This window comes from Ectothiorhodospiraceae bacterium BW-2, from assembly GCA_008375315.1.
In the GTDB taxonomy this organism is placed as follows: domain Bacteria; phylum Pseudomonadota; class Gammaproteobacteria; order Thiohalomonadales; family Thiohalomonadaceae; genus BW-2.
The window spans coordinates 2,140,262-2,162,425 of the sequence record CP032507.1; the positions used below are offsets into that span (position 1 = coordinate 2,140,262).

At 52.9% G+C, this 22,164-nt stretch carries 25 protein-coding genes; 20 read left to right on the top strand and 5 right to left on the bottom strand.

Annotated features, from left to right (window positions below):
• Positions 1-14: 14 nt before the first annotated feature.
• The 13 genes from ccmD to D5085_10270 are packed head-to-tail and all read left to right on the top strand — an operon-like array spanning position 15 to position 11,830.
• Positions 15-188 (top strand): heme exporter protein CcmD, encoded by a 174-nt coding sequence (gene ccmD / locus D5085_10210; GenBank protein ID QEP45125.1) that lies wholly within the window; start codon positions 15-17, stop codon positions 186-188.
• Complete coding sequence (gene ccmE, locus D5085_10215; GenBank protein ID QEP43466.1) at positions 172-657, top strand: cytochrome c maturation protein CcmE; 486 nt, start codon at positions 172-174, stop codon at positions 655-657. Before ccmD ends, ccmE begins: the two co-directional genes overlap by 17 nt.
• Complete coding sequence (locus tag D5085_10220; protein QEP43467.1) at positions 654-2,654, top strand: heme lyase CcmF/NrfE family subunit; 2,001 nt, start codon at positions 654-656, stop codon at positions 2,652-2,654. The genes ccmE and D5085_10220 overlap by 4 nt, the downstream gene beginning before the upstream one ends.
• Positions 2,651-3,181: a DsbE family thiol:disulfide interchange protein gene (locus D5085_10225; protein ID QEP43468.1), complete on the top strand. Its 531-nt coding sequence runs from the start codon at positions 2,651-2,653 to the stop codon at positions 3,179-3,181. The genes D5085_10220 and D5085_10225 overlap by 4 nt, the downstream gene beginning before the upstream one ends.
• Complete coding sequence (locus D5085_10230) at positions 3,182-3,664, top strand: cytochrome c-type biogenesis protein CcmH (GenBank protein ID QEP43469.1); 483 nt, start codon at positions 3,182-3,184, stop codon at positions 3,662-3,664. It begins immediately after the preceding gene.
• Positions 3,661-4,914: a c-type cytochrome biogenesis protein CcmI gene (gene ccmI, locus D5085_10235; protein QEP43470.1), complete on the top strand. Its 1,254-nt coding sequence runs from the start codon at positions 3,661-3,663 to the stop codon at positions 4,912-4,914. The genes D5085_10230 and ccmI overlap by 4 nt, the downstream gene beginning before the upstream one ends.
• 12 nt (positions 4,915-4,926) lie before the next feature.
• Positions 4,927-7,170 carry a ribonuclease R gene (gene rnr, locus D5085_10240; GenBank protein QEP43471.1) on the top strand — a complete coding sequence of 748 codons (2,244 nt, stop codon included), beginning with the start codon at positions 4,927-4,929 and terminating at the stop codon, positions 7,168-7,170.
• A gap of 3 nt (positions 7,171-7,173) precedes the next feature.
• Positions 7,174-7,929 (top strand): 23S rRNA (guanosine(2251)-2'-O)-methyltransferase RlmB, encoded by a 756-nt coding sequence (rlmB, locus tag D5085_10245; GenBank protein QEP43472.1) that lies wholly within the window; start codon positions 7,174-7,176, stop codon positions 7,927-7,929.
• The gene (gene msrA / locus D5085_10250; protein ID QEP43473.1) at positions 7,926-8,471 is read left to right on the top strand and encodes a peptide-methionine (S)-S-oxide reductase; all 546 of its coding nucleotides are present in this window, start codon (positions 7,926-7,928) and stop codon (positions 8,469-8,471) included. The genes rlmB and msrA overlap by 4 nt, the downstream gene beginning before the upstream one ends.
• An 8-nt stretch (positions 8,472-8,479) precedes the next feature.
• Positions 8,480-9,601, top strand: a complete 1,122-nt coding sequence (locus D5085_10255) for a hypothetical protein (protein QEP43474.1) — start codon at positions 8,480-8,482, stop codon at positions 9,599-9,601.
• A gap of 25 nt (positions 9,602-9,626) precedes the next feature.
• Positions 9,627-10,022: a DUF302 domain-containing protein gene (locus tag D5085_10260; GenBank protein ID QEP43475.1), complete on the top strand. Its 396-nt coding sequence runs from the start codon at positions 9,627-9,629 to the stop codon at positions 10,020-10,022.
• A 35-nt stretch (positions 10,023-10,057) separates the two neighbouring features.
• Positions 10,058-10,648, top strand: a complete 591-nt coding sequence (locus D5085_10265; GenBank protein ID QEP43476.1) for a tRNA-(ms[2]io[6]A)-hydroxylase — start codon at positions 10,058-10,060, stop codon at positions 10,646-10,648.
• A 9-nt stretch (positions 10,649-10,657) separates the two neighbouring features.
• Positions 10,658-11,830 (top strand): hypothetical protein, encoded by a 1,173-nt coding sequence (locus D5085_10270; GenBank protein QEP43477.1) that lies wholly within the window; start codon positions 10,658-10,660, stop codon positions 11,828-11,830.
• Here the strand turns inward: D5085_10270 and D5085_10275 are convergent.
• On the bottom strand, positions 11,782-13,902 hold the full coding sequence (locus D5085_10275) for an STAS domain-containing protein (protein QEP43478.1): 2,121 nt from the start codon (positions 13,900-13,902) through the stop codon (positions 11,782-11,784). The two genes, D5085_10270 and D5085_10275, sit on opposite strands and share 49 nt — an antisense overlap.
• A gap of 268 nt (positions 13,903-14,170) precedes the next feature.
• On the opposite strand from D5085_10275, the gene D5085_10280 reads away from it, so the two are divergent.
• Complete coding sequence (locus D5085_10280) at positions 14,171-15,211, top strand: extracellular solute-binding protein (protein ID QEP43479.1); 1,041 nt, start codon at positions 14,171-14,173, stop codon at positions 15,209-15,211.
• Here D5085_10280 and D5085_10285 read toward each other — a convergent pair.
• Genes D5085_10285 through D5085_10295 form a run of 3 tightly spaced genes read right to left on the bottom strand, consistent with a single transcriptional unit; the run spans position 15,198 to position 17,031 of the window.
• The gene (locus D5085_10285) at positions 15,198-16,244 is read right to left on the bottom strand and encodes an aminopeptidase (GenBank protein QEP43480.1); all 1,047 of its coding nucleotides are present in this window, start codon (positions 16,242-16,244) and stop codon (positions 15,198-15,200) included. The genes D5085_10280 and D5085_10285 overlap by 14 nt on opposite strands.
• A complete protein-coding gene (locus D5085_10290) occupies positions 16,241-16,606 on the bottom strand; it encodes a hypothetical protein (GenBank protein ID QEP43481.1) in 366 nt (121 codons plus the stop codon). The genes D5085_10285 and D5085_10290 overlap by 4 nt, the downstream gene beginning before the upstream one ends.
• The gene (locus D5085_10295) at positions 16,603-17,031 is read right to left on the bottom strand and encodes a hypothetical protein (GenBank protein ID QEP43482.1); all 429 of its coding nucleotides are present in this window, start codon (positions 17,029-17,031) and stop codon (positions 16,603-16,605) included. The genes D5085_10290 and D5085_10295 overlap by 4 nt, the downstream gene beginning before the upstream one ends.
• 182 nt (positions 17,032-17,213) lie before the next feature.
• On the opposite strand from D5085_10295, the gene D5085_10300 reads away from it, so the two are divergent.
• The 5 genes from D5085_10300 to D5085_10320 all read left to right on the top strand — a co-directional run bounded on the left by D5085_10300 (position 17,214) and on the right by D5085_10320 (position 20,181).
• Positions 17,214-17,921: a PspA/IM30 family protein gene (locus D5085_10300; protein QEP43483.1), complete on the top strand. Its 708-nt coding sequence runs from the start codon at positions 17,214-17,216 to the stop codon at positions 17,919-17,921.
• 442 nt (positions 17,922-18,363) lie between these two features.
• The gene (locus tag D5085_10305; protein ID QEP43484.1) at positions 18,364-18,981 is read left to right on the top strand and encodes a hypothetical protein; all 618 of its coding nucleotides are present in this window, start codon (positions 18,364-18,366) and stop codon (positions 18,979-18,981) included.
• Positions 18,982-19,014: 33 nt separating this feature from the next.
• Positions 19,015-19,512, top strand: coding sequence for a transposase family protein (locus tag D5085_10310; protein ID QEP43485.1), 498 nt, complete (start codon positions 19,015-19,017; stop codon positions 19,510-19,512).
• 8 nt (positions 19,513-19,520) lie between these two features.
• Positions 19,521-19,928, top strand: coding sequence for a hypothetical protein (locus tag D5085_10315; GenBank protein ID QEP43486.1), 408 nt, complete (start codon positions 19,521-19,523; stop codon positions 19,926-19,928).
• 10 nt (positions 19,929-19,938) lie between these two features.
• On the top strand, positions 19,939-20,181 hold the full coding sequence (locus tag D5085_10320; protein ID QEP43487.1) for a hypothetical protein: 243 nt from the start codon (positions 19,939-19,941) through the stop codon (positions 20,179-20,181).
• Here the strand turns inward: D5085_10320 and D5085_10325 are convergent.
• Complete coding sequence (locus tag D5085_10325) at positions 20,167-21,282, bottom strand: hypothetical protein (protein ID QEP43488.1); 1,116 nt, start codon at positions 21,280-21,282, stop codon at positions 20,167-20,169. The genes D5085_10320 and D5085_10325 overlap by 15 nt on opposite strands.
• Positions 21,283-21,291: 9 nt before the next feature.
• Between D5085_10325 and D5085_10330 the strand changes: the two genes are divergently transcribed.
• Positions 21,292-21,804 carry a hypothetical protein gene (locus D5085_10330; GenBank protein ID QEP43489.1) on the top strand — a complete coding sequence of 171 codons (513 nt, stop codon included), beginning with the start codon at positions 21,292-21,294 and terminating at the stop codon, positions 21,802-21,804.
• Positions 21,805-22,164: the final 360 nt, after the last annotated feature.

Genomic DNA, 22,164 nt, shown 5'->3' on the forward strand with positions numbered 1-22,164 from the left:
GAGAGTTTTTCTATATGGGGGGGTACTGGCTCTATGTTTGGGGCTCATTTGTGGTTACCGCTCTGTTTATGGTGGCTGAACCGGTGATTCTCTATCGGCGTCAGCGACACATTGAAGGGGCTCTGCGCCGCCAACAGCGGCAAGAGAAGGCGTTGGTTGATGGAGGATTAGATGAAAGCACGACATAAACGATTATCGATACTGGTCGCGGGGGTGGCCGTTCTCTCTTTAGCGACGCTATTTATCTTTAAGGCGTTAGATAACAACCTCTCCTACTTCTTCTCCCCTACCGAGGTGACGCAGGGGGTAGCACCGGTTGAGCATATTTTTCGCTTAGGGGGATTGGTCGAGGTCGGTAGTGTGCAGCGGGGGAGTGATGATCTCATGGTCACCTTCGTCGTCTCCGATGGGCCGCACCAGGTGAAGGTGAACTACAGCGGTATTTTGCCCGATCTCTTTAGCGAAGGGCAGGGGGTGATTGCCCAAGGGAGGCTAAATGATCAAGGTATTTTTGTTGCTCAGGAGGTGCTGGCTAAACACGATGAGACCTATATGCCGCCAGAGGTGGCAGAGGCGCTAGAGAAGGGGCATCAGGCCGGAGAGGCGCAAAACTATCAAAACTATCAAAACCATAACGCGGCAGGTCAGAGTATATGATTCCAGAACTTGGTCACTTTGCGCTTATTCTGTCGCTAGCGTTTGCCATTATGCTGGGGACACTGCCGTTGATTGGTGCTCAGCGAGGGGTAGCGGCTTGGATAGCGCTGGCACGGCCTTTGGCGTGGGGAGTGTTTGTCTGTATGGCGCTCTCCTATCTGGCACTCACCTGGTCGTTTATAGTGCACGACTTTTCGGTCGCTTATGTGGCGCAGAACTCCAATACTAAACTGCCGTTTATCTACCTTATCTCAGGGGTATGGGGGGCACATGAGGGGTCGCTGCTGCTGTGGGCGCTGATTTTGGGTCTCTGTGGTGCTGCGGTGGCAAGCTTTAGCCGCAGCGTGCCGGACGCGATGGTGGCGCGAGTGTTGGCCGTTATGGGGCTGGTGAGTGTCGGTTTTCTGCTCTTTATGCTCTTAACTTCTAACCCGTTTGAGCGGCTATTCAATCCGCCGGCCGATGGGCGTGATCTCAATCCGCTGCTGCAAGATCTTGGGCTCATTATCCATCCGCCGCTACTCTATATCGGCTATGTCGGCTTTGTGGTGCCGTTTGCCTTTGCTATCGCCGCGATGCTTGGGGGGCGGCTCGATGCCGCTTGGGCTCGCTGGTCGCGGCCGTGGACTAATATCGCATGGCTCTTTTTGACCCTCGGTATTGCGCTCGGGAGTTGGTGGGCCTACTACGAGCTAGGGTGGGGCGGCTGGTGGTTTTGGGATCCGGTCGAAAACGCCTCGTTTATGCCGTGGCTGGTCGGAACGGCGCTGATGCATTCGCTAGCGGTGACTGAAAAACGGGGGGGCTTTAAGGCGTGGACGGTACTTTTGGCCATCTTTACCTTCTCGTTAAGTCTATTGGGTACCTTTTTAGTCCGTTCGGGGGTTTTGACCTCCGTTCACGCCTTTGCAACCGATCCGGAGCGGGGGCTGTTTATCCTAATCTTTTTGGTGGTCGTGGTGGGGAGCTCACTGCTGCTCTATGCGGTTCGTGCGGCTGATATTCGTTCTCGGGTGCGGTTTGAGCTAATCTCGCGGGAAACTGGCCTGCTACTGAATAATGTCATTTTAGTCGTTGCCGCCGTGAGTGTGCTGCTCGGAACACTCTATCCGCTTATTATTGATGCGTTGGGCTATGGCAAGATTTCGGTCGGGCCGCCCTACTTTAATACAGTGTTTATCCCTCTAACCGCGCCTTTAGTGGTGTTAGTCGGTATCGGTATTTTGGTGCGCTGGAAACGGGATAGTGTGGCTAATCTACTGCCTCGTCTCTGGCCGGCTGCTGTGGCTGCGATAGCCGCAGGACTGGTGTTACTGCTGCTCTTTGCCGACTCTTTTAGTCTGTTGGCATGGTTTGGGGTGACGCTAGCGGTGTGGGTGGTGCTAATGACTCTGCAGGGGGTACGGGAGCAGCGCTCTAACCGTCGTTGGCGAGATATCAGCCGTGGCTACTGGGGGATGGTGCTAGGCCACATCGGTCTGGCGGTGTTTGTGATTGGCGTGACGCTGACCTCTATCTACAGTACCGAAAAGGATGTCAGATTAGCCCCGGGAGAGAGCTATCTTATGGGGGGTTATACCTTTGTGTTTCAAGGGGTTAAAGAGCTTACTGGGCCAAACTATACCGCTTGGCGGGGGGAGGTGGATGTCTTCTATGGCGATGAGAAGGTGACTCACCTTAGCCCTGAAAAGCGGACTTATTGGGTTCAGACGATGCCGATGACCGAGGCGGGAATCGATCCTGGACTGTTTCGCGATCTCTTTGTCGCCATCGGCGAGCCGTTAGGAGAGAGTGGGGCGTGGAGTGTGCGCCTCTACCATAAACCGTTTGTGCGCTGGCTCTGGTTTGGGGCGTTAATAATGGCGTTGGGGGGCGGCTTAGCGGCTTTTGATAAGCGCTATCTGCGTATGGCCAAACTGGCTCGTGGCACGGTTAATAGTGAAAAGAGCGAGCCACATTCGCGCCCCATCGCGACACCACAAGAGTCGTTGGGATGAACCGCTATCTGTTACCGCTAGTTATCTTTATCGCCCTGTCACTACTGTTAGCGATCGGGTTGAAGCTCAATCCGCGTGAGGTACCTTCGCCCTTTATCGGTAAGGTGGCACCGGCGTTTACCTTGCCGCAGCTACATCAGGCAGAGAAGTCGTTCGATCCGGTACAGATGCAGGGGCAGATCTGGTTGCTCAATGTCTGGGCTTCGTGGTGTGTCTCCTGTCGGGCTGAACATAAGGTGATCACCTACATGGCTGAGGTGGAGGGGGTGACGATTATCGGTTTGAACTATAAAGATGAGCGGGGCGATGCGATTCGCTGGTTAGGGCAGTTTGGTAACCCCTATCTCTTAAGCGCCCACGATCTGGCGGGCGAGGTTGGTATCGATTGGGGGGTCTATGGGGTGCCGGAGACCTTTGTTATCGATAGAGAGGGGGTGGTTCGCCATAAACATATCGGGCCGGTGACGATGGAGTCGTACCGTAGCCAAATTAAACCGCTGCTTGAGCAGCTACAACAGGAGAGTTAAGTGCGCTGGATTGTTCTGCTACTGTCGGGGCTGCTGCTCTGCTCTCCTCTTAGGGCTAAAGTCGATATCTACCACTTTGACCAGCCAGAGCAGGAGGCGCTCTATAAAGAGCTAATCGCGGAGCTGCGCTGTTTGGTGTGTCAAAATCAGAATCTAGCCGATTCGAATGCCGAACTAGCACAAGATTTGCGCCGTAAAACTTATGAGATGGTGGTTGCAGGTAGCCGTCGCGAGGCGATTATCGATTATATGGTAGAGCGCTATGGCGATTTTGTCCTCTATAATCCGCCCATGGGGGGTAAGACGCTAATGCTCTGGATTGGGCCATTTATGATTCTGCTACTGGCGCTATTTGTGGTTGGGCGTCTAATTCAGCAGCAGCGTCGTAGGGTGAGTCTATCCGATGAGGAGGCACCCGATCCGGTGGCGTTGCAACGGGCAGAGGCGCTGCTTCGTGATGGCTCAAAGGAGGGGGGCTTATGATAACCTTTACCCTCTTGGCCGCACTGCTGCTGCTAGTGGCTGTGGTGAGTGTGATTCTGATGATGCGCCGTTCAGTGACCCATCTCACTAACATCGATGGCGAGGCGCAGAATATCGCCATCGCCAGAGAGCGCTTAGCTGAGCTAGAGGCGATGCAGCAGCAGAACCAGCTCTCTGATGAGGAGGTAGCGCAGATTCGTGCCGAAATTGAGCAGGTCTTAGCGAGCGAAATTGCCACCCCAGTGGCCAATAACATTGCGCAAAGCGGCGCGGGGCGGGGGCGTCGAAGCGCGATCGCCTTAGCTATCTTTGTGCCGCTGTTTACGGTGCTGCTCTATCTGCAACTCGGTTCGCCCTCCCATCTTACCCCCGCTGAGGAGCGGCAGGCACAGCAGTTAGCGGCCGCTGGCGAGGTGCCGGCCTCAATGGAGGAGCTGGTGGTTCAGCTCGAAAAGCGGCTACAGCAAGAGCCCGATAATATCGATGGCTGGTTTATGCTCGGGCGTAGCTATGCGGCGCTAAATAACTATCCTAAAGCGGTTGAGGCGTATGAGCGGGTCTATGCTGAAGTTAAAGATAACCCGATGGTACTGCTAGCGCTCGCCGATGGTTTAGCGATGCTGCAAAACGGCTCGATGCAGGGGCGGCCGCAGCAACTGATTCAGCAAGCGCTCGATATTGAGCCGCAAAATGCGATTGCGCTCTGGTTAGCTGGCCACGCCGCGACGGAGACGGGTGAGAGTGAGCAGGCGCTACAGTTCTGGTATCAGGCTCGGCGGGGGTTACAGCAGCAGCCCGATGAGCTAGAGGTATTAAACCAGCAGATTACAGCACTAGAGCAGCAGCTCGGTGTGGAGCCGCCGGCCCCCTTGACCCCCTTGGCTGCTGTAGCCGAGGGAGACGAGGTAGCGTTACAACTACGGGTCGAGCTCGATGCGGCCTTGCAGAACGACATTCGTGGGGATGAGGTACTCTTTATCTTTGCGCGGGCGGTATCGGGGCCACCGATGCCGTTAGCTGCGGTACGAAAACAGGCCTCCGATCTCCCCTTGACAATTACCCTAGACGACTCACAGGCGATGATGCCTGAGATGCGACTCTCCAACTTTGAACAGGTCAATCTAGTCGCCCGTATCTCCAGAACGGGGCAGCCAACGGCCCAAAGCGGTGATCTCACCGGTGAGCTAGATGCCATTACTACCCGTCACCAACAACCACTGCTGATAACGATTAACCGCAAGGTTCCCTAACGATAACTGCTAATGACCGATACGCCGATTCAAGATCCCTACGCTGAACGCGAAGCCGAAAAATATACCAACCCGATCCCCAGTCGGGAGTGTATTTTGCAACTACTACAAGATAACCGTGGCCCGATGCGCTACAAGGAGATTGCCTCGGCCCTCTCCATTGACGATGAGGAGCAGCTAGAGGGGTTACGACGACGACTTAGGGCGATGGAGCGCGATGGCCAGGTGCTATTTAACCGTCGGGGAGGCTATGGGCCGATTGACCGTATGAATATGGTTCGTGGCCGTGTGATTGGTCACCCCGATGGCTTCGGCTTTCTGGTACCGGAGGAGGGGGGCGGTGATCTCTTTCTCTCGGCACGGCAGATGCACCGCTGTTTTCATGATGATCGGGTGCTGGTGCATATTACCGGTGTCGATGAGCGCGGGCGACGAGAGGCGGCGATTATCGAGGTGTTAGAGCACGCCCACCACACCATTGCCGGGCGCTACTTCGAGGAGGATGGGGTCGGCTTTTTTGAAGCCGATAACCGCCGAGTCAACCAAGATATCTTAATTCCGGCTGAGCACCGTCATGGCGCTAAACATGGCCAACTGGTTGTGGTTGAGATTATACAGTACCCCGATCAGAAGCGCCAAGCGTGTGGTCGAGTGGTGCAGGTCATGGGGGATCACATGGCCCCGGGGTTAGAGATCGATATGGCGATTCATAGCCACTCACTGCCACATGAGTGGCCGCAAGAGGTCGTGGCGCTCACGGCGACGATGAGTCATCAGGTGAGTGAAGCGGATAAAGAGGGGCGCATCGATCTGCGTCATATTCCGTTAGTGACTATCGATGGCGCCGACTCGAAAGATTTCGATGATGCCGTCTATGCTGAGGCGATGGGGAAGGGGTGGCGGCTACTGGTAGCGATTGCCGATGTCTCCCACTATGTGCTGCCCGATACCCCGCTGGATCGTGTCGCTAAAGAGCGCGGTAACTCGGTCTATTTTCCGGGCCGGGTGGTACCGATGCTGCCCGAAATTCTCTCTAACGAACTCTGTTCACTTAACCCCCTAGTTGATCGACTCTGTCTGGTGGCCGAGATTGAGCTGACCGGTACCGGTAAGATGAAAAAGTCGCAGTTCTATCCGGCGGTGATGAACTCCCACGCCCGTCTCACCTACGATCAGGTAAACGCTATTTTAGTCGAAAGAGATGCGGCGCTAAGTCGTCAGTTTGAGGCTGTTCGCCCCCCACTAGAGGAGCTCTACCGACTGTTTAAGGTGCTGCATAGTGTGCGCTTACAGCGCGGCGCTATCGACTTCGATACCACCGAGACCCGCTTTGTCTTTTGTGATAACCGTAAAATTGATCAAATTGTACCGGTCGAGCGCAACGATGCCCATCGGCTGATCGAAGAGTGTATGCTGCTCGCTAATACTGCTGCGGCTGAAAAGCTGCTCAAGTCGAAATTAGCCGTCCTCTATCGTAACCATGAGCAGCCCTCGGTAGATAAATTAACCGCAGTGAGAGAGTTTTTAAGCGAGTTAGGACTGCAACTTAAAGGGGGCGATAGCCCCGAGGCGAGCGACTACGCCACGCTGCTCGACGCGATTCGTGACCGAGAGGATTACCATCTGATTCAAACAGTACTGCTACGAAGCATGATGCAGGCGAACTATAGCCCCGACAATATCGGCCACTTCGGGCTAGCCTATGAGGCCTATACCCACTTTACCTCCCCGATTCGGCGCTATCCCGACCTTCTGATCCATCGAGCGCTGAAACATCGCTATGAGCATGGGCGTAAATGGAAAAATTACCGCTACTCCCATGACGATATGGTGTTAATGGGGGCGCACTGCTCCATGACCGAGCGCCGTGCTGATGAGGCGACCCGTGACGCCTGTGACTGGCTAAAGTGTGAATTTATGCTCGATCGAGTCGGGCAGGAGTTTGAGGGGATTATTAGCAGTGTCACCTCGTTTGGCCTGTTTGTGGAGCTAAAATCGATCTATGTCGAAGGGTTAGTCCATATCTCTGAGCTAAAGAACGACTACTACCACTTCGATCCGGCCAAACACCGCCTGCTAGGGGAGCATAGCCGCAAAATCTACCGCCTCGGTGATGCGGTACGAGTGAGTGTGGTGCGGGTCGATCTAGATGAGCATAAAATCGACTTTGCCCTAGCGGCGTCAGAGCTGCCAGCGGCACCTGCGCCTAAAAATCCTAAACGCAAAAAGCGCTCTAATCGATCAAAGAAGTCGTAGCCTTTGAGTAGTACGATTCGGCTTCTTTTGGGTCGCCATGCGGTAGAAGGGGCGCTAGCGCGGCAGCCAGAGCAGCTAATTCAGCTCTGGTTTGATAGTCGCCTAACGCCGCCACTGGCGGCTCTGGAGCAGCAGGTGGTGGCGCTCGGTATTCGTTGTCATCGAGTCTCGCGGCAGGAGCTGACCAAGCTGGCGGCGAGTGAGCGTCACCAAGGGGTGGTGGCCGAACTTAAAGCGCATCCTTTGGGCGGCGAGCGGGAGCTGGAGCGCTGGTTAGCGCAGCTACCGTCGGCACCGCTGCTGCTATTTCTGGATGGGGTGCAAGACCCCCACAACCTAGGTGCCTGCCTCCGAACGGCGGCGGCGGCCGCTGTTGCCGGGGTGATCTTCCCTAAAGATCGTAGCTGTGGTCTCACCCCCGCCGTCAGCAAGGTCGCTAGCGGCGCGGTGGAGCAGTTAGTGCTGTTTCAAGTGACCAATTTAGTGCGTTCGATGGCGCTCTGTCAGCAGGCGGGAGTCTGGCTCGTTGGCACCACCTTGCACCAGCAGGCAGCATCACTCTATCAGCTCGATATGCGCGGGCCGATCGGCATTGTCATGGGGGGCGAAGGTAGGGGGCTGCGCCGGTTAACCGCCGAGCAGTGCGACTATTTGGTTGAGATTCCGATGCCCGGTGCCATTGAGAGCTTGAATGTCTCGGTAGCTAGCGGCATAGTGCTATTTGAAGCGGTGAGACAGCGTTTGCAGCAAGGGGGATGAGAGTGAGTGAGTTGGCAACTTTAGGTGGCGGCTGTTTTTGGTGTCTTGAGGCGCCCTTTAATGAGTTGGCGGCTGTGACGATGGCCATATCGGGCTACGCCGGTGGCGAGCTGGAGGATCCCTCCTATGAGATGGTCTGCACCGGTCAGACTGGGCACGCAGAGGTGGTGCAGGTCGAGTTTCAGCCAGAACTGCTGGAGTATCGGCAGCTATTACAGCTCTTTTTTGAGCTGCACGATCCGACCACTTTGAACCGTCAGGGTAACGATAGTGGGACTCAGTACCGTTCTGTTATCTTTACCCATTCGCAAGAGCAGGAACAGACGGCAACAGAGGTGATAGCAGAGCTAACTCAGCGTCAACTCTGGCCTAATAGGTCGATTGTGACCCACATTGAGCCACTATATCAATTTTGGCCGGCTGAAACCTACCATCAGCAATTTTTTCGCCACAACCCCTATCAAGGCTACTGCCGAGCGGTCATTGCGCCGAAGATGGCGCAGTTCAGACGGCGCCATGCCGCACTGTTAAAGGGGCATTAACCCGCCTTATGACGCAGCTAAAGAGCGGGCAGGCTCAACTGCGGCTACAGCGGTTGCAGTTAGAGTATGCGCTACAGTGGCATCAGCAGCAGCAGCAGCTAACGCAGCAGCTACAACAGGCGCTAGCCGTTCAGCACCAGGCGGAGCAGGGCTATCGTGAGGCGGCGTCGCGACGGCAGCGATTACAACAGCTTAATCAGATTCAGCCGCTGCGCCACCAGCGCCAGAAGATAGCGCGGTTACAGCAGCAGTTAGTGCAGACCGAAGAGGGGCAGCATGGGGCGGAGTTGAAGTTAACCGAAGTGGATGAGTGTCGGCAGATTGCGCTCGATAATCAGCACCATGCAGCAGAGCTGCTGCGAGAGCACCTGCAGCAGTGGCAGGCGCTGCAACCGCAGTTTGAGCAGGCGCGGGCGCTCAACAGCCAGATCAATGCCCTACAACTGCCGTTACAGCGCCGCCGTAACCAGCTACACGAGCTAGAACGGGAGTTGCAGCTACTTAAACAGAGCGGCCCTCAACCCCTCTATGAAGCGCATGAGCTGATGGGAGAGGAGAGTAACTACTGGCAGCAGGAGCTCTCCTTTCTGCAGTCGCAGCTAGAGGAGACGCAGGCGCAAGTTAATGAGATGGAGCACCAGCTCGAAGCGTTGCAGCTACAACGCAAATCGCTGCTCGATGGTCGGCCAGTGCCGGTGGTAGAGCGCCAGCAGCAGCAGCAGCTATGCCGTTTTCGGGAGAGCTTTGAGCAGGCCGATAGAGAGCTAGAGCGGGTCTTGCTGGAGCTAGAGCGGGCGCGTACCATCGTTGAACAGAGTCGCGCTGAGCTGCGCTACTGTCGTGAACGGCTCGATGAGGCCGAACACCATCTACAGCAGGCGTTAGAGGAGATGGAGTTAAGTTGGGAGCAGCTAGAGCAGTGTCTGCTCTATGGTGACGATTGGCTGCAGGAGGAGGCGGTCGCATTAGAGCAGCTCTATCAGCAGCAGCTCGATGCGAGAGCCGTGGTCAAACAGTGCGAACGGCTGCTCCGTTCCCACCAGATGCAGAGTGAAGGGGCGATGCAGTTGACTGTGCGTGAAATTGAGCAGCAGCTACAGCGCCTGACACAGAGTTTTCCCCCCGTATAAGATACGCAACGACAGAGGAGTTACGATGATGACATATGGTTTTACAACGACGGTAGCGAGTGATTTTGAGACGGCAGTAGCGCAGGTGATTGAGGCGTTAAAAACCGAAGGCTTCGGCATCATGACTGAGATTGATGTGCAGGCGACGATGAAGAAGAAGCTCGATATCGATAAACGCCCCTATAAAATTTTGGGGGCCTGCCATCCTTTATTAGCGAATCGGGCGATTGAGGCCGAGCCCGATATCGGGCTGCTGCTCCCCTGTAATGTCATCGTGAGAGAGGATGAGAGTGGCAAAGTGGTGGTCGGTTTTATGGATCCGATGACGGTACTAGGCTTAGTGGAGGGGAGCGCTGCGGTGGCGAGTCTCGGCGCTGAAGTGAAGGCCAAAATGGAGCGTGTCTGCCAGCAGCTTAGTTAGCGTTAGGCTAGGCTAGGCTAGGGTTAGGAGTTGTGGTGAGCGAGAGGGCACTATTTGAGCTGCGCTATCAGACCCCATCGCCGTGGTTAGAGGCGGTGCTGGCCGACTTCGATACCTTTTTGGCCGACCACGCTACCTGCGAAAAGAAGGCCTCCGGTATGGCGATGTCGATGATCTCCCACTATCCTAACCGGCCGCAGCTTATTGAGGCGATGCTCGACTTGGCCGTTGAGGAGCTACAGCACTTTCGGCAGGTGAGCCACTATCTCTACCAGCGCGGTAGGCAGCTACAGGCCGATGAGAAAGATAGCTATGTCAATCGATTGCGGCAGGCGATGCGGGCGAAGAGTGAACACTATCTGCTCGATCGGCTGCTTATCGGCTCAATAATCGAAAAGCGGGGTGTGGAGCGGTTCGGTCTGATTGCCGCTGCCCTGCCCGACGGTGAGGCGTTGCAGCTATTTTACGCCGCGCTTACTCGCTCTGAAGAGCGTCACTATGAGATCTTTTACCGTCTAGCCGAGGGCTACTTTGCCGCCGATTGTGTCGCGGCTAGAACGGCTGAACTGCTCGATATTGAGGCTCAGATTGTCGCCTCACTGCCGTTTCGAGCCGCGCTGCACTGACCCCCCTCTTTGGCCGATTATCGTCGCCAATACTTCTGTCGCTACGCTGAGACGGAGATTACCGCCTTAGCTAGCTGGGATCGTGCTATGAGCTACCAGCGGGTGCTGGTGATTCCCGCCTTTGCTGAGCCGTTTGTGGCGCTACAGCGGTTGGTGGACTCTATTATCCAGAAGCCGCAGACGCTGCTGCTGTGGGTGAGTAACTATCCTAGTGGCTGTGCTAGCGCCGATCGACGACTAACCCTTGAGACCGCACACCGCGCCCAAGCGAGCTATCCGCTGTTATGGCGCAACTCGCCCTATTCGCTGCACGACTGTGGTAACGGCTCGGCGCTGCTGCTGCTCGATATGGGCGCAAGGGGGCTACCGGTTAAAGAGGGGGTCGGTCTGGCACGAAAGTTAGGGGCCGATAGCGCCTGCTGGTTAATTGAGCAGGGGCAGATCGCCGATCGCTGGTTCTACTGTAGCGATGCGGATGTCGAGCTACCGTTAACCTACTGGTTAACGACATTCAAGGCCGGTTTGGGGATCTACCCCTTTCGCCATCTGCCGCTGAGTGATACCGCTTGCCAACGCTATGAGGCCTCACTGCACCACTATGTTAACGGACTGAAGGCGGCTGGGTCACCCTACGCTTGGCATACCATCGGCAGCCTATTTGTGATGAGTACGGCGGCCTATCTACAGGTGCGGGGGTTTCCGAAGCGGGCGGCGGGGGAGGATTTTTACCTATTGAATAAGCTTGTTAAAGTGGCACCGGTGGTGGCGATTGAGGGGCATGGGCATCTCATCCTCTCTTGCCGTCGCAGCCATCGGGTGCCGTTTGGAACCGGCGTCGGGATTGGGAAGCTGGCGGAGGCGGGGCAGAGATCAAAACGCCACTACCCCCCCCACTGTTTTCAGCGACTACGGCAGTGGTTAAGCTACCTTAATGACTGTGGCCAGGCGTTGGCCGCAGGGGAGGGAGGGGCGACCCTCTGGTCTCAGATGCCGCCCCAGTTAGTGCCCTACGCTGAAGCTAGTGGATTGCAAGCGAAGCTATCTCGTTGGTCAGGGCAGCGGCTGCATCGCGCTCAGGCCGATAGACAGCTCATGGAGTGGTTCGATGGCTTTAAAACCCTGAAGTTTATCCATCAGTGTCGCGACTCGCTGAGACCGGCCTCCTCACAGCGGCCGCCGTAGCGCTCACAGAGCGCCTTTAGCGCCGACTCTTTATCGGCGTAGAACGACTCTCTACCTAACTCATCGATCAGACCGCTAAGCTCAAATATCTTCCATACCTGATGTTTAAGGCTACTAAAGACTAAAGTCACACCGACCTCTTTGAGCCGTTTAGCTACCTCTCGCACCTTCTCCTCACCCGAGGCGTCCATTTCGTTAATACCGCTGCCAACGACCATGATGACTTTGGCATTAGGGTATTCGCTGTGGGCTTCGAGGATAATATCTTCAAAGTAGGCGACATTAATAAAACTTAACGAGCCATCGAACCGAACGGGGACAAAGGCCTCACTAATCGGCTCTAGGTTATGGGCGCGAATACCGCCGAGTGTGCCATCGTGTTTACGAGAGACGATTTCGGCTCTAGGTTTCATAATTCGCACCATATAGTGGAGCACTGTTAACGCGACCCCGATGAGGATTCCGTTAGCGATTGCCGGTGCCATGAGCAGCGTGGCGATAAAGGTGATCATGCCGATAGCGGCACTGCCCCGATCGACTCGCCAAGCCTGAACTAGGGGGGCAATGCGAATCAGGCTAAAGACTGCCATCATCACGATAACAGCCAGCACCGCCTGCGGCAGGTGGTAGAGGTAGTCGGTAAAAAAGAGCAGCACTAAGACCACCGCTAGTGCGCTGATAATAGCAAACAGCCCCGTTTTTGCACCAGTTTTAGCCGCCACAGCAGAGCGGGAGAAGGAGCCGCTGACGGTGTAGGAGCCGAAGAAGCTGCCGGCGATATTGGCCAGCCCCTGACCGACTAGCTCTTTACTCGTATCGACCCTATCACCGGTAGTGGTGGCAATCGCTTTAGAGATAGAGGTCGCCTCCATAAAGCCGATAAGCGCCATCACCATTGCTGCCGGCAGGAGTGCAAGTAGCAGATCCCACTGAATCGTCGGCACAGCGAAGGAGGGGAGGCCGGATGGTATCTCGCCCACAACCGCACCGCCGGAGGAGAGGATAACTTGACTCTCTTTAACGCCGCTAAAGCGCCAAGTGAGGCCATCACCTCTAGCATCGGAGGGGAGGCTCTCGGTACGGTAGAAACGCACTCTCTGAGACTCTGCGGTGGTGACCCTTTCGAGCTTCATCGCATGCAGCACCACCCGGCGCGACGTATTATCACTCTTTAGACGGCGTAGCTGCTGCTCTAGCACCTCTGCCTGACTATGGAGCTGGGCGAGCTGTTTAATACTCTCCATCGCCTGCTCACTTCGCAGCGCATCGGCTTGGCGGTTGAGATCGGCAATGGTATTGGTGAGCTCGTCGATATGTTGAGTGGTCGTGTGGTAGGCCTGCACCGCAGCGACCACTTCACTATCGGCTATCTGCTCGATATCGATTTGAACTCGGTTTTCATAGCCGATTAGCGCACTGATTAGCGTTGTCAGGACGACGGCTACTAATACTCCGGGCAGTGCGGGCAGCTTTTTACGCAAGATAGCGATTAGCGCCCAAGCGGCGATGGCAAATAGCAGCGTGGCTAGATGGAGCTCTGGGATCTGCATCACCACCCGACTCAAATCCTCTAAGTAGTTCTCGGTACGAGGAAAGGGGACGCCGATCACTTTACTCAACTGCGATAGACCGATGATGAGCGCGGCGGCATTAGTGAAACCGACAATAACCGGACTAGAGAGGAGATTGACAATCGTGCCGAGCCGAAATAGCCCAAGCAAGAGCCGTAAAATACCGACCATCATCGCTAACATAATCGATAGTTCGATAAAATCGACACTTCCCGGGCTCGCAAACGGAATGAGTGCGGCGGCGCTCATTAACGAGAGCATCGCCACCGGACCGGTATGGAGCTGGCTGCAAGAGCCCCAGAGTGAGGCGATAATGACCGGCACAAAGGAGGCATAGAGGCCATAGACCACCGGTAGCCCTGCTAACTGTGCGTAGGCCATGCTCTGGGGTACGAGGACTAAGGCGACGGTAATGCCGGCGAAGAGATCGGCGCGTAGGCCCTCACGAGAGAGCGGAAACCAGCGCAGGAAGGGGAGGATATGGTGTAACATCGTGTGCATAATCAACTTTTCCCACTCTACAGAGTTCGTTTAGAAGGTATCCCCGTCTCTGATTTGGAGCATACCCGACGATTTGCGCTATTATCTCGCTTCCATAGAGGGCTAACCAATTGATAATAGCTGCCATAACTATCGACTATTATCTATATCAAATTGGCAAACATATCAATGGGGCTCGAAACACTACCGTTATCGGGCCACTCTCTGGTATAAGGTCTTTTCAAGATTGAATCTAACCGTCAATTAAGTTTATAAAAGGAGCCATTGAATGCGTATCATGTGTTGGGTAGCGGCGCTGGCCGTCTCGATTTCGATTGTCACGGCAACAGCTGCCGCAGCGGATAAGCTGGTGATCTATAACTGGACTGAATATATCCCCGATGGGATGGTGGAACGATTTAGTCAGGAGAGTGGCATTGAGGTAGAGTATGCTACCTTCGATAGCAATGAGACGATGTATGCCAAAGTCAAACTACTCAATGGCGCAGGTTACGATCTTATCGTCCCCTCAAGCTACTATATCTCTAAAATGGCGCGAGAGGGGCTACTGCAACCGATCGATAAACGTCAGTTAACCGAGCTAAAAAATCTCGATCCGGCGCTACTGGATAAACCCTACGACCCCGGTAACCGCTATAGTATCCCCTATCTGTGGGGCAGCACCGGTATTGGTGTCGATAGCAGTCGGGTCGATCCGGCGACAGTGACCCGCTGGGCCGATCTCTGGAAACCCGAATTTAAAGGACAAGTTCTCCTAACCGATGATGTGCGTGAAGTCTTCCAGGTGGCGTTAAGTACCCAAGGCTACTCCGCCAACACCACCGATCCGGATGAGATTAAAGCGGCCTATGAGCTGCTACAGCAGCTCATGCCGTCGGTACGGCTATTTAACTCCGATGCACCACGCATCCCCTATCTAGCCGGAGATGTTAGCGTCGGTATGCTCTGGAATGGCGAGGCGTGGATGGCCAGAGAGGAGAGTGAAACCCTCAAATATATCTACCCTAAAGAGGGGGCGATCTTTTGGGTTGATAGCTTTGCGATCCCCGTTAATGCCGCCAATCCCACCGCCGCACACCGCTTTATCGACTATATTTTGCGCCCAGAAAATGCCAAAGAGGTGATCGAGTACACCGGTTTTGCCGCCCCTAATCTCCCCGCCATGCGGCTACTAGATAGCGCCGTATTGGCGAGCCCGACCATCTTTCCCGATACCGCAACGATTGCTAAAGGGGAGTTCCAAAAAGATATCGGCGATGAGACCCTCCAGCTATACAACCGCTATTGGCAGAAACTTAAGAGCCATTAGCGAGCTGCTGTAGCCTCTTGTGGCGCGCCTCTCTATCGAGAGAGGCGAGCGGCTGGAGCTGCTGATAGAAAAACTCCCATGAACGGCTGCGCTGCCGGACTCTCTCCAAGAGCGGTACATAGGCGTGGTACTCTGCCACCAGCGCTAAGTGGGCGTTATTGAGCGGTTGCGCCATCCAGCTATCGTAGCCACTGTCGCCCTGCCACTGCTGTTTGAGCTGTTGATAGTGCTGCTGTAGCTGTCGGAACAGTTGCTGTTTCTGTGCTATGGTGGCGCTGCGGTGGTGCGGGTCGGCGGCGGCATAGAGTTGAGCTAACTGCTGGCGGATCTGTAGCAGCAGCGCTCGAAACTGCTGTCGCCTCTGGCGTGAGCTAAGATAGCCCTCAGGGAGAGCCGTGGCTTGATGGCGATACCACGCCTCGACCCCAGCTTGGGCGACTGTGGTGGCGAAGGACTCATTAAACATCGTATCATCGGCAATATAGAGCTGCTGATGGGCTAACTCATGAAAGATCACCTCTAGGAGATCGGCATCAGAGCGGTTGATCATAGTGCTCAGTAGCGGATCGCTTAACCAGCCGAGCGTCGAATAGGCCGTTGCCCCACTGACAGCGACATCGAGCCCCTGCTGCCTTAGCTTATCGGCGTAGGCTTCGGCCGCTTCGCGCCGATAGTAGCCGCGATAGCTAAGACAACCGACGATAGCAAAACACCACTGTTTAGGGATCAAGCTATCGGCGGGGGTGGCGACCACATTCCAGACCACCGCCCGCTGTGAGCCGAGATCGACGAAGCTGCGGTAGCTGCCGTTATCGGGCAGTTTTAGCTCTGAGTGGGCAAATTCGAGCGCCCGCTGACTAAGTTGTAGCTGCTGCTGTTGCTTAGGTTCGAGAGTAGGCTGCTGTAGTAGCTGCTCAATCGATTGACGCTGCCAGAGTAGCTGGATATGGCCCCCCACCGCCTGCGAATAGTAGCCAAGGTGGCTACAGCCGCTGAGTGCGGCCCACAGCAGCGCAAACCACACCGCTCTCACGGCGAGATCACCTCTAGCCGTAGCTGATGCGGATCGGCGGTAGCGCCTGGCAGCAGCTCAATCCGATGCAGCGGCAGACCGAGGGCGGTAAGCCAGTCGGCTAGCTCTTTGGCCCACATCAGCCCCTGTTCATGGCCGAGATAGCGGATCCGCAGCCGTTTGCGCTCATCGGTCAGCAGTTGTGGCATTAGCTGCCTTAATAGCGGTAGCGAGGCGAGATGCGCACCGCTACGAGGCTGTAGCCGTAGCCAGTCGCTATAGTGCAGCAGCGCGGTTGAGTGAGGCAGTTCGACGGCGCTCACCGTCAGCGGTAGGCAGAGCAGCACCGCCATCAGAGCGGTTGGGATTAGGGAGAGTCTCATGCGCGACTAAAGAGCCCCTGCCACCAGCGTCGGCGACCGCCAGGATTAGGAAAACTGGCTCGTAGATCGATGGGGGGGGTATGGCTTAGCACCCAGCCGGGAAGAATTTTCAGCCCACGACTACCGCAAGAGGAGCCGAGATGGTTGGGATCATAGATTTTGATAAACGAGGGGGTGGGGCGGTGATCGACATAGACGATACCGAGATACTCCTCTTGGTGATCCTGTCGCAGTAGTTTATCGATCTCAGCCAGAAAATGGCGCAGCTCATCGATCGAGAGCGGCTGTTCAGGAACCGCCTCACCGACAAAATAGACGAACCACGGCTGCTCGCTCTGCCAGAGCTGTTGTCGCAGTTGATCCCACTCCTGCCACTGTTTAAGACCACTAAAATAGCCGTTAAATTGTGCTAAAAAGTCGCTCACACCAGACACCTCATCGATTGACTGCTTAAGGAATAGGCCATAAGCATAAGGCGCGATGAGTGGGCGATGCAAAAAAAATTTGCCCCATCCCTTGATTTAACATCGGGAACCCGATATATTTTAGCCATGAGTTATCGGGAGCCCGATAATTTGTTCTCTCAAAAACCCTTAACTTTAGGAGTATGACAATGGGTTGGTTATCGACAGTGATTGATGCGGTTCGTGGTAGTATGAATGAGGCCGGTGAAGCGTTGGCAGATCGTCACGCTATCACCGCTTTAGAGCAATCGATACGGGATGCAAAGAGTGAGATGCAACAGGCAAAAGAGGCGTTAACTGAAGTGATGGCGCAAGAGAAGCTAGCGCACAAGCGGCTTAAGGAGCTACAACAGTCACTTGCTGAGTATGAGACTTATGCTAAACAGGCGGATGACAAGGGGGATGAGGCGCTATTTAACGATATTGCCGACAGAATTATCGATATCCAGGAGGAGGTTGATGCCCAGCAGGAGCTCTACAGCGGCTATGCGGAGAATGTGCGTCAATTGAAGCAGGTTATCTTAGAATCAGATCGTAATGTCAAAACCTTTGAGCGGGAGATCAAAAATCTGAAGGCGAATCATGCAGCACAGCAGGCGGCGCAGATGAGTGCCGCCAAATATTCGGGGGCCTCCTCGGCGATGCTAACCGCCTCAGAACGCATTGGTAGAGTCAAGGAGAAGCAGCAACAGCGTTCAGCTAGGATGGCAGCTGCACGAGAGTTAGCTCAAGCTAGCTCGGGTGATGAGCTAAAAGATCGGATGCGTAGTGCTGGGATTATTCGTGGTAAGAGCAATCGGGAGGAGGTTCGCGCTCGGCTTAGAGCGAAGAGTGAGTCCCCTGCTGTCTAGGTGATAATTGAGGCCGAGAGAGCGCCGCTGACTGCGGCGCGGTCTCGAACTTTAATGTGCTGATACATCTAATGATGCTATCGTTGCCTGCCGAAGCGCTCGCCCTCACTGCGTTCCAAAAAATTTAGAGACCGTTGTCCCTAAATCGGTTATATTTGTTCGGCAATGAACAAAAATCAACACACCCAACTCACTCTGAACGAGACACAGAAGGGCGGTAGCGTGCCTAAAGTGGTTAAATTAAACGGATATTAATATTAATGTTGACATCTGACATCTGAAATTGTACTATTTACACAAGATAAGATAATTCCTTTTTCAAATGCCCGTGTATGAGAGCTTCCACGCTCATACCACGAAGGGTTTTGGGTTGTTGTCGATTGTCCCTTACCTTCAAATTCGATTCTAACTGGTCTGATCATGCTGGGTATTGTGCAGATAAATGGCTTTGATTCTAGACCTGACCCCGTTCCCTCCTGATACTGGATTAATTTACAAAATGTTAAATGACAAACCAAACATAAACGAAAATACTGATTTTGTCTATTCTATGATTGAAAAATATACTAAAAAGAGCCATGCACCCATCAAGAATACCTCTATAAATATAGAGGCAAAAGAAATAGTATATAAACTGGTTCGGTTAAATGATGAACAATTTTATTTATTGCACAAAAACAGTATTCCTATATTTGAAAATTACACCCATTTAATGTATTTATCTACGGATAAAGACATAATTTTTTCAAGTTTTTCAAAAATGTATATAACATTGAAAGATCTTTTTGGGGAAAGCGGCAAACATTACGATGACTGGAAAGGCTCATTTTCTTTTCCATTTTTAATCTATTTTCGAAAAGAAGAAAAAGAGTTCGGGTACATAATGAATATCCATAATATCAGATCATCAATAGAATTTAACATTGCCAAACTGATTCATGCAGATAATGAAAATCTTGAAAGGCACATCCTTCACAATCCATTTGACGAATTTCCACGAGAGGAAATTACCTATTTTATTAAAGTTGTTTCCCAATCAAACCATATAGTTTATAATTAATTTTTTTAAACAATTTTTTGAAAGGTTTTAATGATGAAATTTAGCACATCAGAGTTAAATACTGATAGAGGTTGGGCTGCTGCTACTGGCATAAAGAAAAAGCAGTTTTACTTAATTTTGGAAACTTTCGAAAAAAGCCACTCTAGTATTATCGAATCGAAATTACTTAAAAATACGATTGAAATTGGTGATGAATTCTGTATCAAAAACACAGAGGAACTTTTATTTTTTACGCTGTTCAGTTTAAAGAGTGGATTAACTTATGATAACTTGGGTTTTGTGGCTGGAATATCATCATCTTATGCGCACAAAATTCAAGCATTTGGTCTCTCTGTTTTGGAGCACGCATTAAATGAGTTAGAATGTATGCCAATTAGAAAATTTAAGGATCCCACTGAATTTAAAGAGTTTTTTGAGAAAAATAATATCGAAAACATACTCATAGACGCAACCGAGCAACCGAAACAAAGACCATCAGAATATGATAGACAAAAAGAACATTTTTCAGGTAAAAAAAAAGGCATACAGTAAAGGCTTTAGTGATTGCAACCTCTGGAAGAAATATCCCATATATAAGTATGCCATATGCAGGTAGTGTACATGATTTTTCAATGATGAAGCAAGAATTTGATCCGATGGAAAACTGGTTTGAAAATATGAATGCAAATGTTGATTTAGGGTTTCTTGGTATTGAGTCTGTTTATGATTTTAACTCAATAAAAATTCCACATAAAAAACCTAAAAATGGCTCATTGACAGATGAGCAAAAAGCAGAAAATAAAATGGTTGGTTCTGAGAGGATTTTCGTTGAACATAGCATTGGTGGGCTAAAACGTTTTAGAGCTTTAGCTGATAGATTAAGAACTCATTCCGTCAAGTTATATAGCAAAATACTAGGAATATGCGCTGGAATCTGGAATTTCTCTCTCGCTAACCCATTGATTTAAAAAAAGAAACATGTCTATTAATTACATCGTCGGATTTCTTACTGGATATTTTGAATCTGTAAACAAAGGATATGATGAATTTTTCTTTCACACAGTGAGATCGAACCTTATCCTATTCGGTTATAAAGATGGTAACTTTTTCGACAATCAATACGAAACTGAAGAAAAATTTAATGAAGCACTTCAAGAGGTATCCTCTCCAAAAGTCAGGGTAGCCCCCGCCCCCATGACCGAGAGCTCAGGTACTGTCTAATACCGAGCTGGCTTTGAGCCTGATGATTTCGGCCAGTGATGGCAGGTTTTTGGCAGAGCTAAGTCGATCGTAGATGTAATCGAACAGGTTGACCCCCAGCTTTTTGGCGATTTGCGCGATCGTCATCATTGTATCTTTGGCCTCGGTACCCTTTGCGTTTTGAGTCTGAAAGCTCACATCCCGTTTGCGCGCCTGCGCACGGGCGGCGAGTTCGGCCGAGTTGTTATGCAGCGGTAGCTCCGGATACTTTAACACGAGCAGCAGATTCGACTTTTTAGCCGCTGTTTTCCGTAACCGGTCATCCAACGGTGCATCGCCCGTCGTTTGAGTGAAGAGCTCATCAAACCGGTTAGAGAGGCGCTCCGATTCCGTTTCAGAGGGCGCCTCTTTATAACTGAGCAGCTCACGGTAGTAGTCCCAGAATTCACCCAAGACCCGTTCCTGCTGCGCTTGATGGAGTTTTAGAAACGGACTGAGCCGTTTGTAGTGCCGACCTTCATGAATCCAGCAGAGCATCAGGTCGCTCAAGATCCCCTTAAATTGTGGCGCATCATCGCAGATCAGAATAAACAACAGCGGATCCCGCTGCAGAAAAGTCATCAGCGCCGTAGCTTCCAGAATGCGACGGCGATTCGTCAACTGCCCGCCTGATACTGGATACAGTTCGTCCAGAAGCGTCTCTATCTCTAAGCGTTGCATCAGCTTAGCACTGATAAGCGGCTGTAGCCGCTGAAGTTGCTTCTCCGACAGCGCGTAGATATGAGTGAGTAGCTCCAATGTTGACTGATCTAACAGGTAGCGCATGTCGTCTTGAACCGGATGGAGCAGCTCTAATATCGTGAGACGGTCTTTGTGGCGGCGAGTAAAATAGGCGGTGTAGTACGGATTGCAGAGAATGTGGTTGTAGTGGTTGACGCCGTTCACCCGGGCACTTGTGTCATCAATGTGCTGGTAACACGTCGACTGGAATCCCGCCGTGACAATCTCCTGTTTCTCCGAGTGGAACTGAGCCGCATCATCCGTAATGATGCGGGAAATCATCGCCTTCGAGATGACGATACCGATGGTTTCTAACAGCGCGTGGATGTTGGGCTGACTCATGTTGGAGTCGTGGTAGAGGCACAGGACCAGGGTTCTGAGGCCGGGGCCGTAGCTACCGTGGTAGCCCGGTGGCAGTGCGCCGATGAACCGCCGATGAGACGAGGGGGAGTAGTAGACTTCACGCAGGAATTCGGTGTTCTCGGGACGCAGGATCACATCTTGAACCACATACGACTCGTAGCCCTTAAATTGAGCATCATTCGGCAGCGAGAGGCGATCGACCGGACAAAACGCCTGTTTCTGGATCTTCACGGTGTTCTTTTTGGAGGTTTTGGTTTTCGGTGGCTTCTTGGCGGTTTTGCGCTCCTGTTCCGACGAAATATCGCCGCTTCCCTTTTTCTGTGGGCGGATATCGGGTTTTCCCTGTTCGCCCTTCAGGCGATTGTTCTCATCCCTGAGCGCTTGGTTCTCTGCTTTCAGGCTTGGTTCTCCGCAGCCAAGACTTCAATCAGATTGAGCAGGAGCACCACACTGGAACGAGTGACCTCATCGGAAATGGTGTCGATGTCGATACGCAGCTGACGGAGTGTTTCGAGAAGTTCAGGGTTCATGGGGATATGCTGCACCGAATCGCGTCACGATTCAATCTCGAATTTTGTCCGAGGCATCAGGAGCAGATGGCGCTCGGGTGGGCAGTGACCCTAGGATTTGGAGAGGATACCTTCAAGAGCTTATTAAGAAATAACATAACTCCTCATAAACCGTTAGCATCCTCAGCAATTCAGAGTCACCGCCAAACCAGCATCACTACATAGCCTTGCTTTCTTGGCGACAATACCCCCCCTCTTCTCAACATTTCCTTGTTGAAAAGTCAACTATTTCAAATTGTACAGCGGTGTTGAGTGAGCTTGTCTCCAGTGTGTAATGAGGGTTATCCCGAAT

Excerpts from the sequence above, each read along its gene's own strand:
- msrA (QEP43473.1), top strand. The coding sequence starts at position 7,926 with ATGAGAGTGAGTGAGTTGGCAACTTTAGGTGGCGGCTGTTTTTGGTGT.
- ccmE (QEP43466.1), top strand. The coding sequence starts at position 172 with ATGAAAGCACGACATAAACGATTATCGATACTGGTCGCGGGGGTGGCC.
- D5085_10255 (QEP43474.1), top strand. The coding sequence starts at position 8,480 with ATGACGCAGCTAAAGAGCGGGCAGGCTCAACTGCGGCTACAGCGGTTG.
- D5085_10225 (QEP43468.1), top strand. The coding sequence starts at position 2,651 with ATGAACCGCTATCTGTTACCGCTAGTTATCTTTATCGCCCTGTCACTA.
- D5085_10275 (QEP43478.1), bottom strand. The coding sequence starts at position 13,902 with ATGCACACGATGTTACACCATATCCTCCCCTTCCTGCGCTGGTTTCCG.
- D5085_10310 (QEP43485.1), top strand. The coding sequence starts at position 19,015 with ATGAAATTTAGCACATCAGAGTTAAATACTGATAGAGGTTGGGCTGCT.
- D5085_10280 (QEP43479.1), top strand. The coding sequence starts at position 14,171 with ATGCGTATCATGTGTTGGGTAGCGGCGCTGGCCGTCTCGATTTCGATT.
- ccmI (QEP43470.1), top strand. The coding sequence starts at position 3,661 with ATGATAACCTTTACCCTCTTGGCCGCACTGCTGCTGCTAGTGGCTGTG.
- D5085_10290 (QEP43481.1), bottom strand. The coding sequence starts at position 16,606 with ATGAGACTCTCCCTAATCCCAACCGCTCTGATGGCGGTGCTGCTCTGC.
- D5085_10220 (QEP43467.1), top strand. The coding sequence starts at position 654 with ATGATTCCAGAACTTGGTCACTTTGCGCTTATTCTGTCGCTAGCGTTT.
- ccmD (QEP45125.1), top strand. The coding sequence starts at position 15 with ATGGGGGGGTACTGGCTCTATGTTTGGGGCTCATTTGTGGTTACCGCT.
- D5085_10320 (QEP43487.1), top strand. The coding sequence starts at position 19,939 with ATGTCTATTAATTACATCGTCGGATTTCTTACTGGATATTTTGAATCT.
- D5085_10260 (QEP43475.1), top strand. The coding sequence starts at position 9,627 with ATGATGACATATGGTTTTACAACGACGGTAGCGAGTGATTTTGAGACG.
- D5085_10300 (QEP43483.1), top strand. The coding sequence starts at position 17,214 with ATGACAATGGGTTGGTTATCGACAGTGATTGATGCGGTTCGTGGTAGT.
- rnr (QEP43471.1), top strand. The coding sequence starts at position 4,927 with ATGACCGATACGCCGATTCAAGATCCCTACGCTGAACGCGAAGCCGAA.
- D5085_10305 (QEP43484.1), top strand. The coding sequence starts at position 18,364 with ATGGCTTTGATTCTAGACCTGACCCCGTTCCCTCCTGATACTGGATTA.
- D5085_10325 (QEP43488.1), bottom strand. The coding sequence starts at position 21,282 with ATGAGTCAGCCCAACATCCACGCGCTGTTAGAAACCATCGGTATCGTC.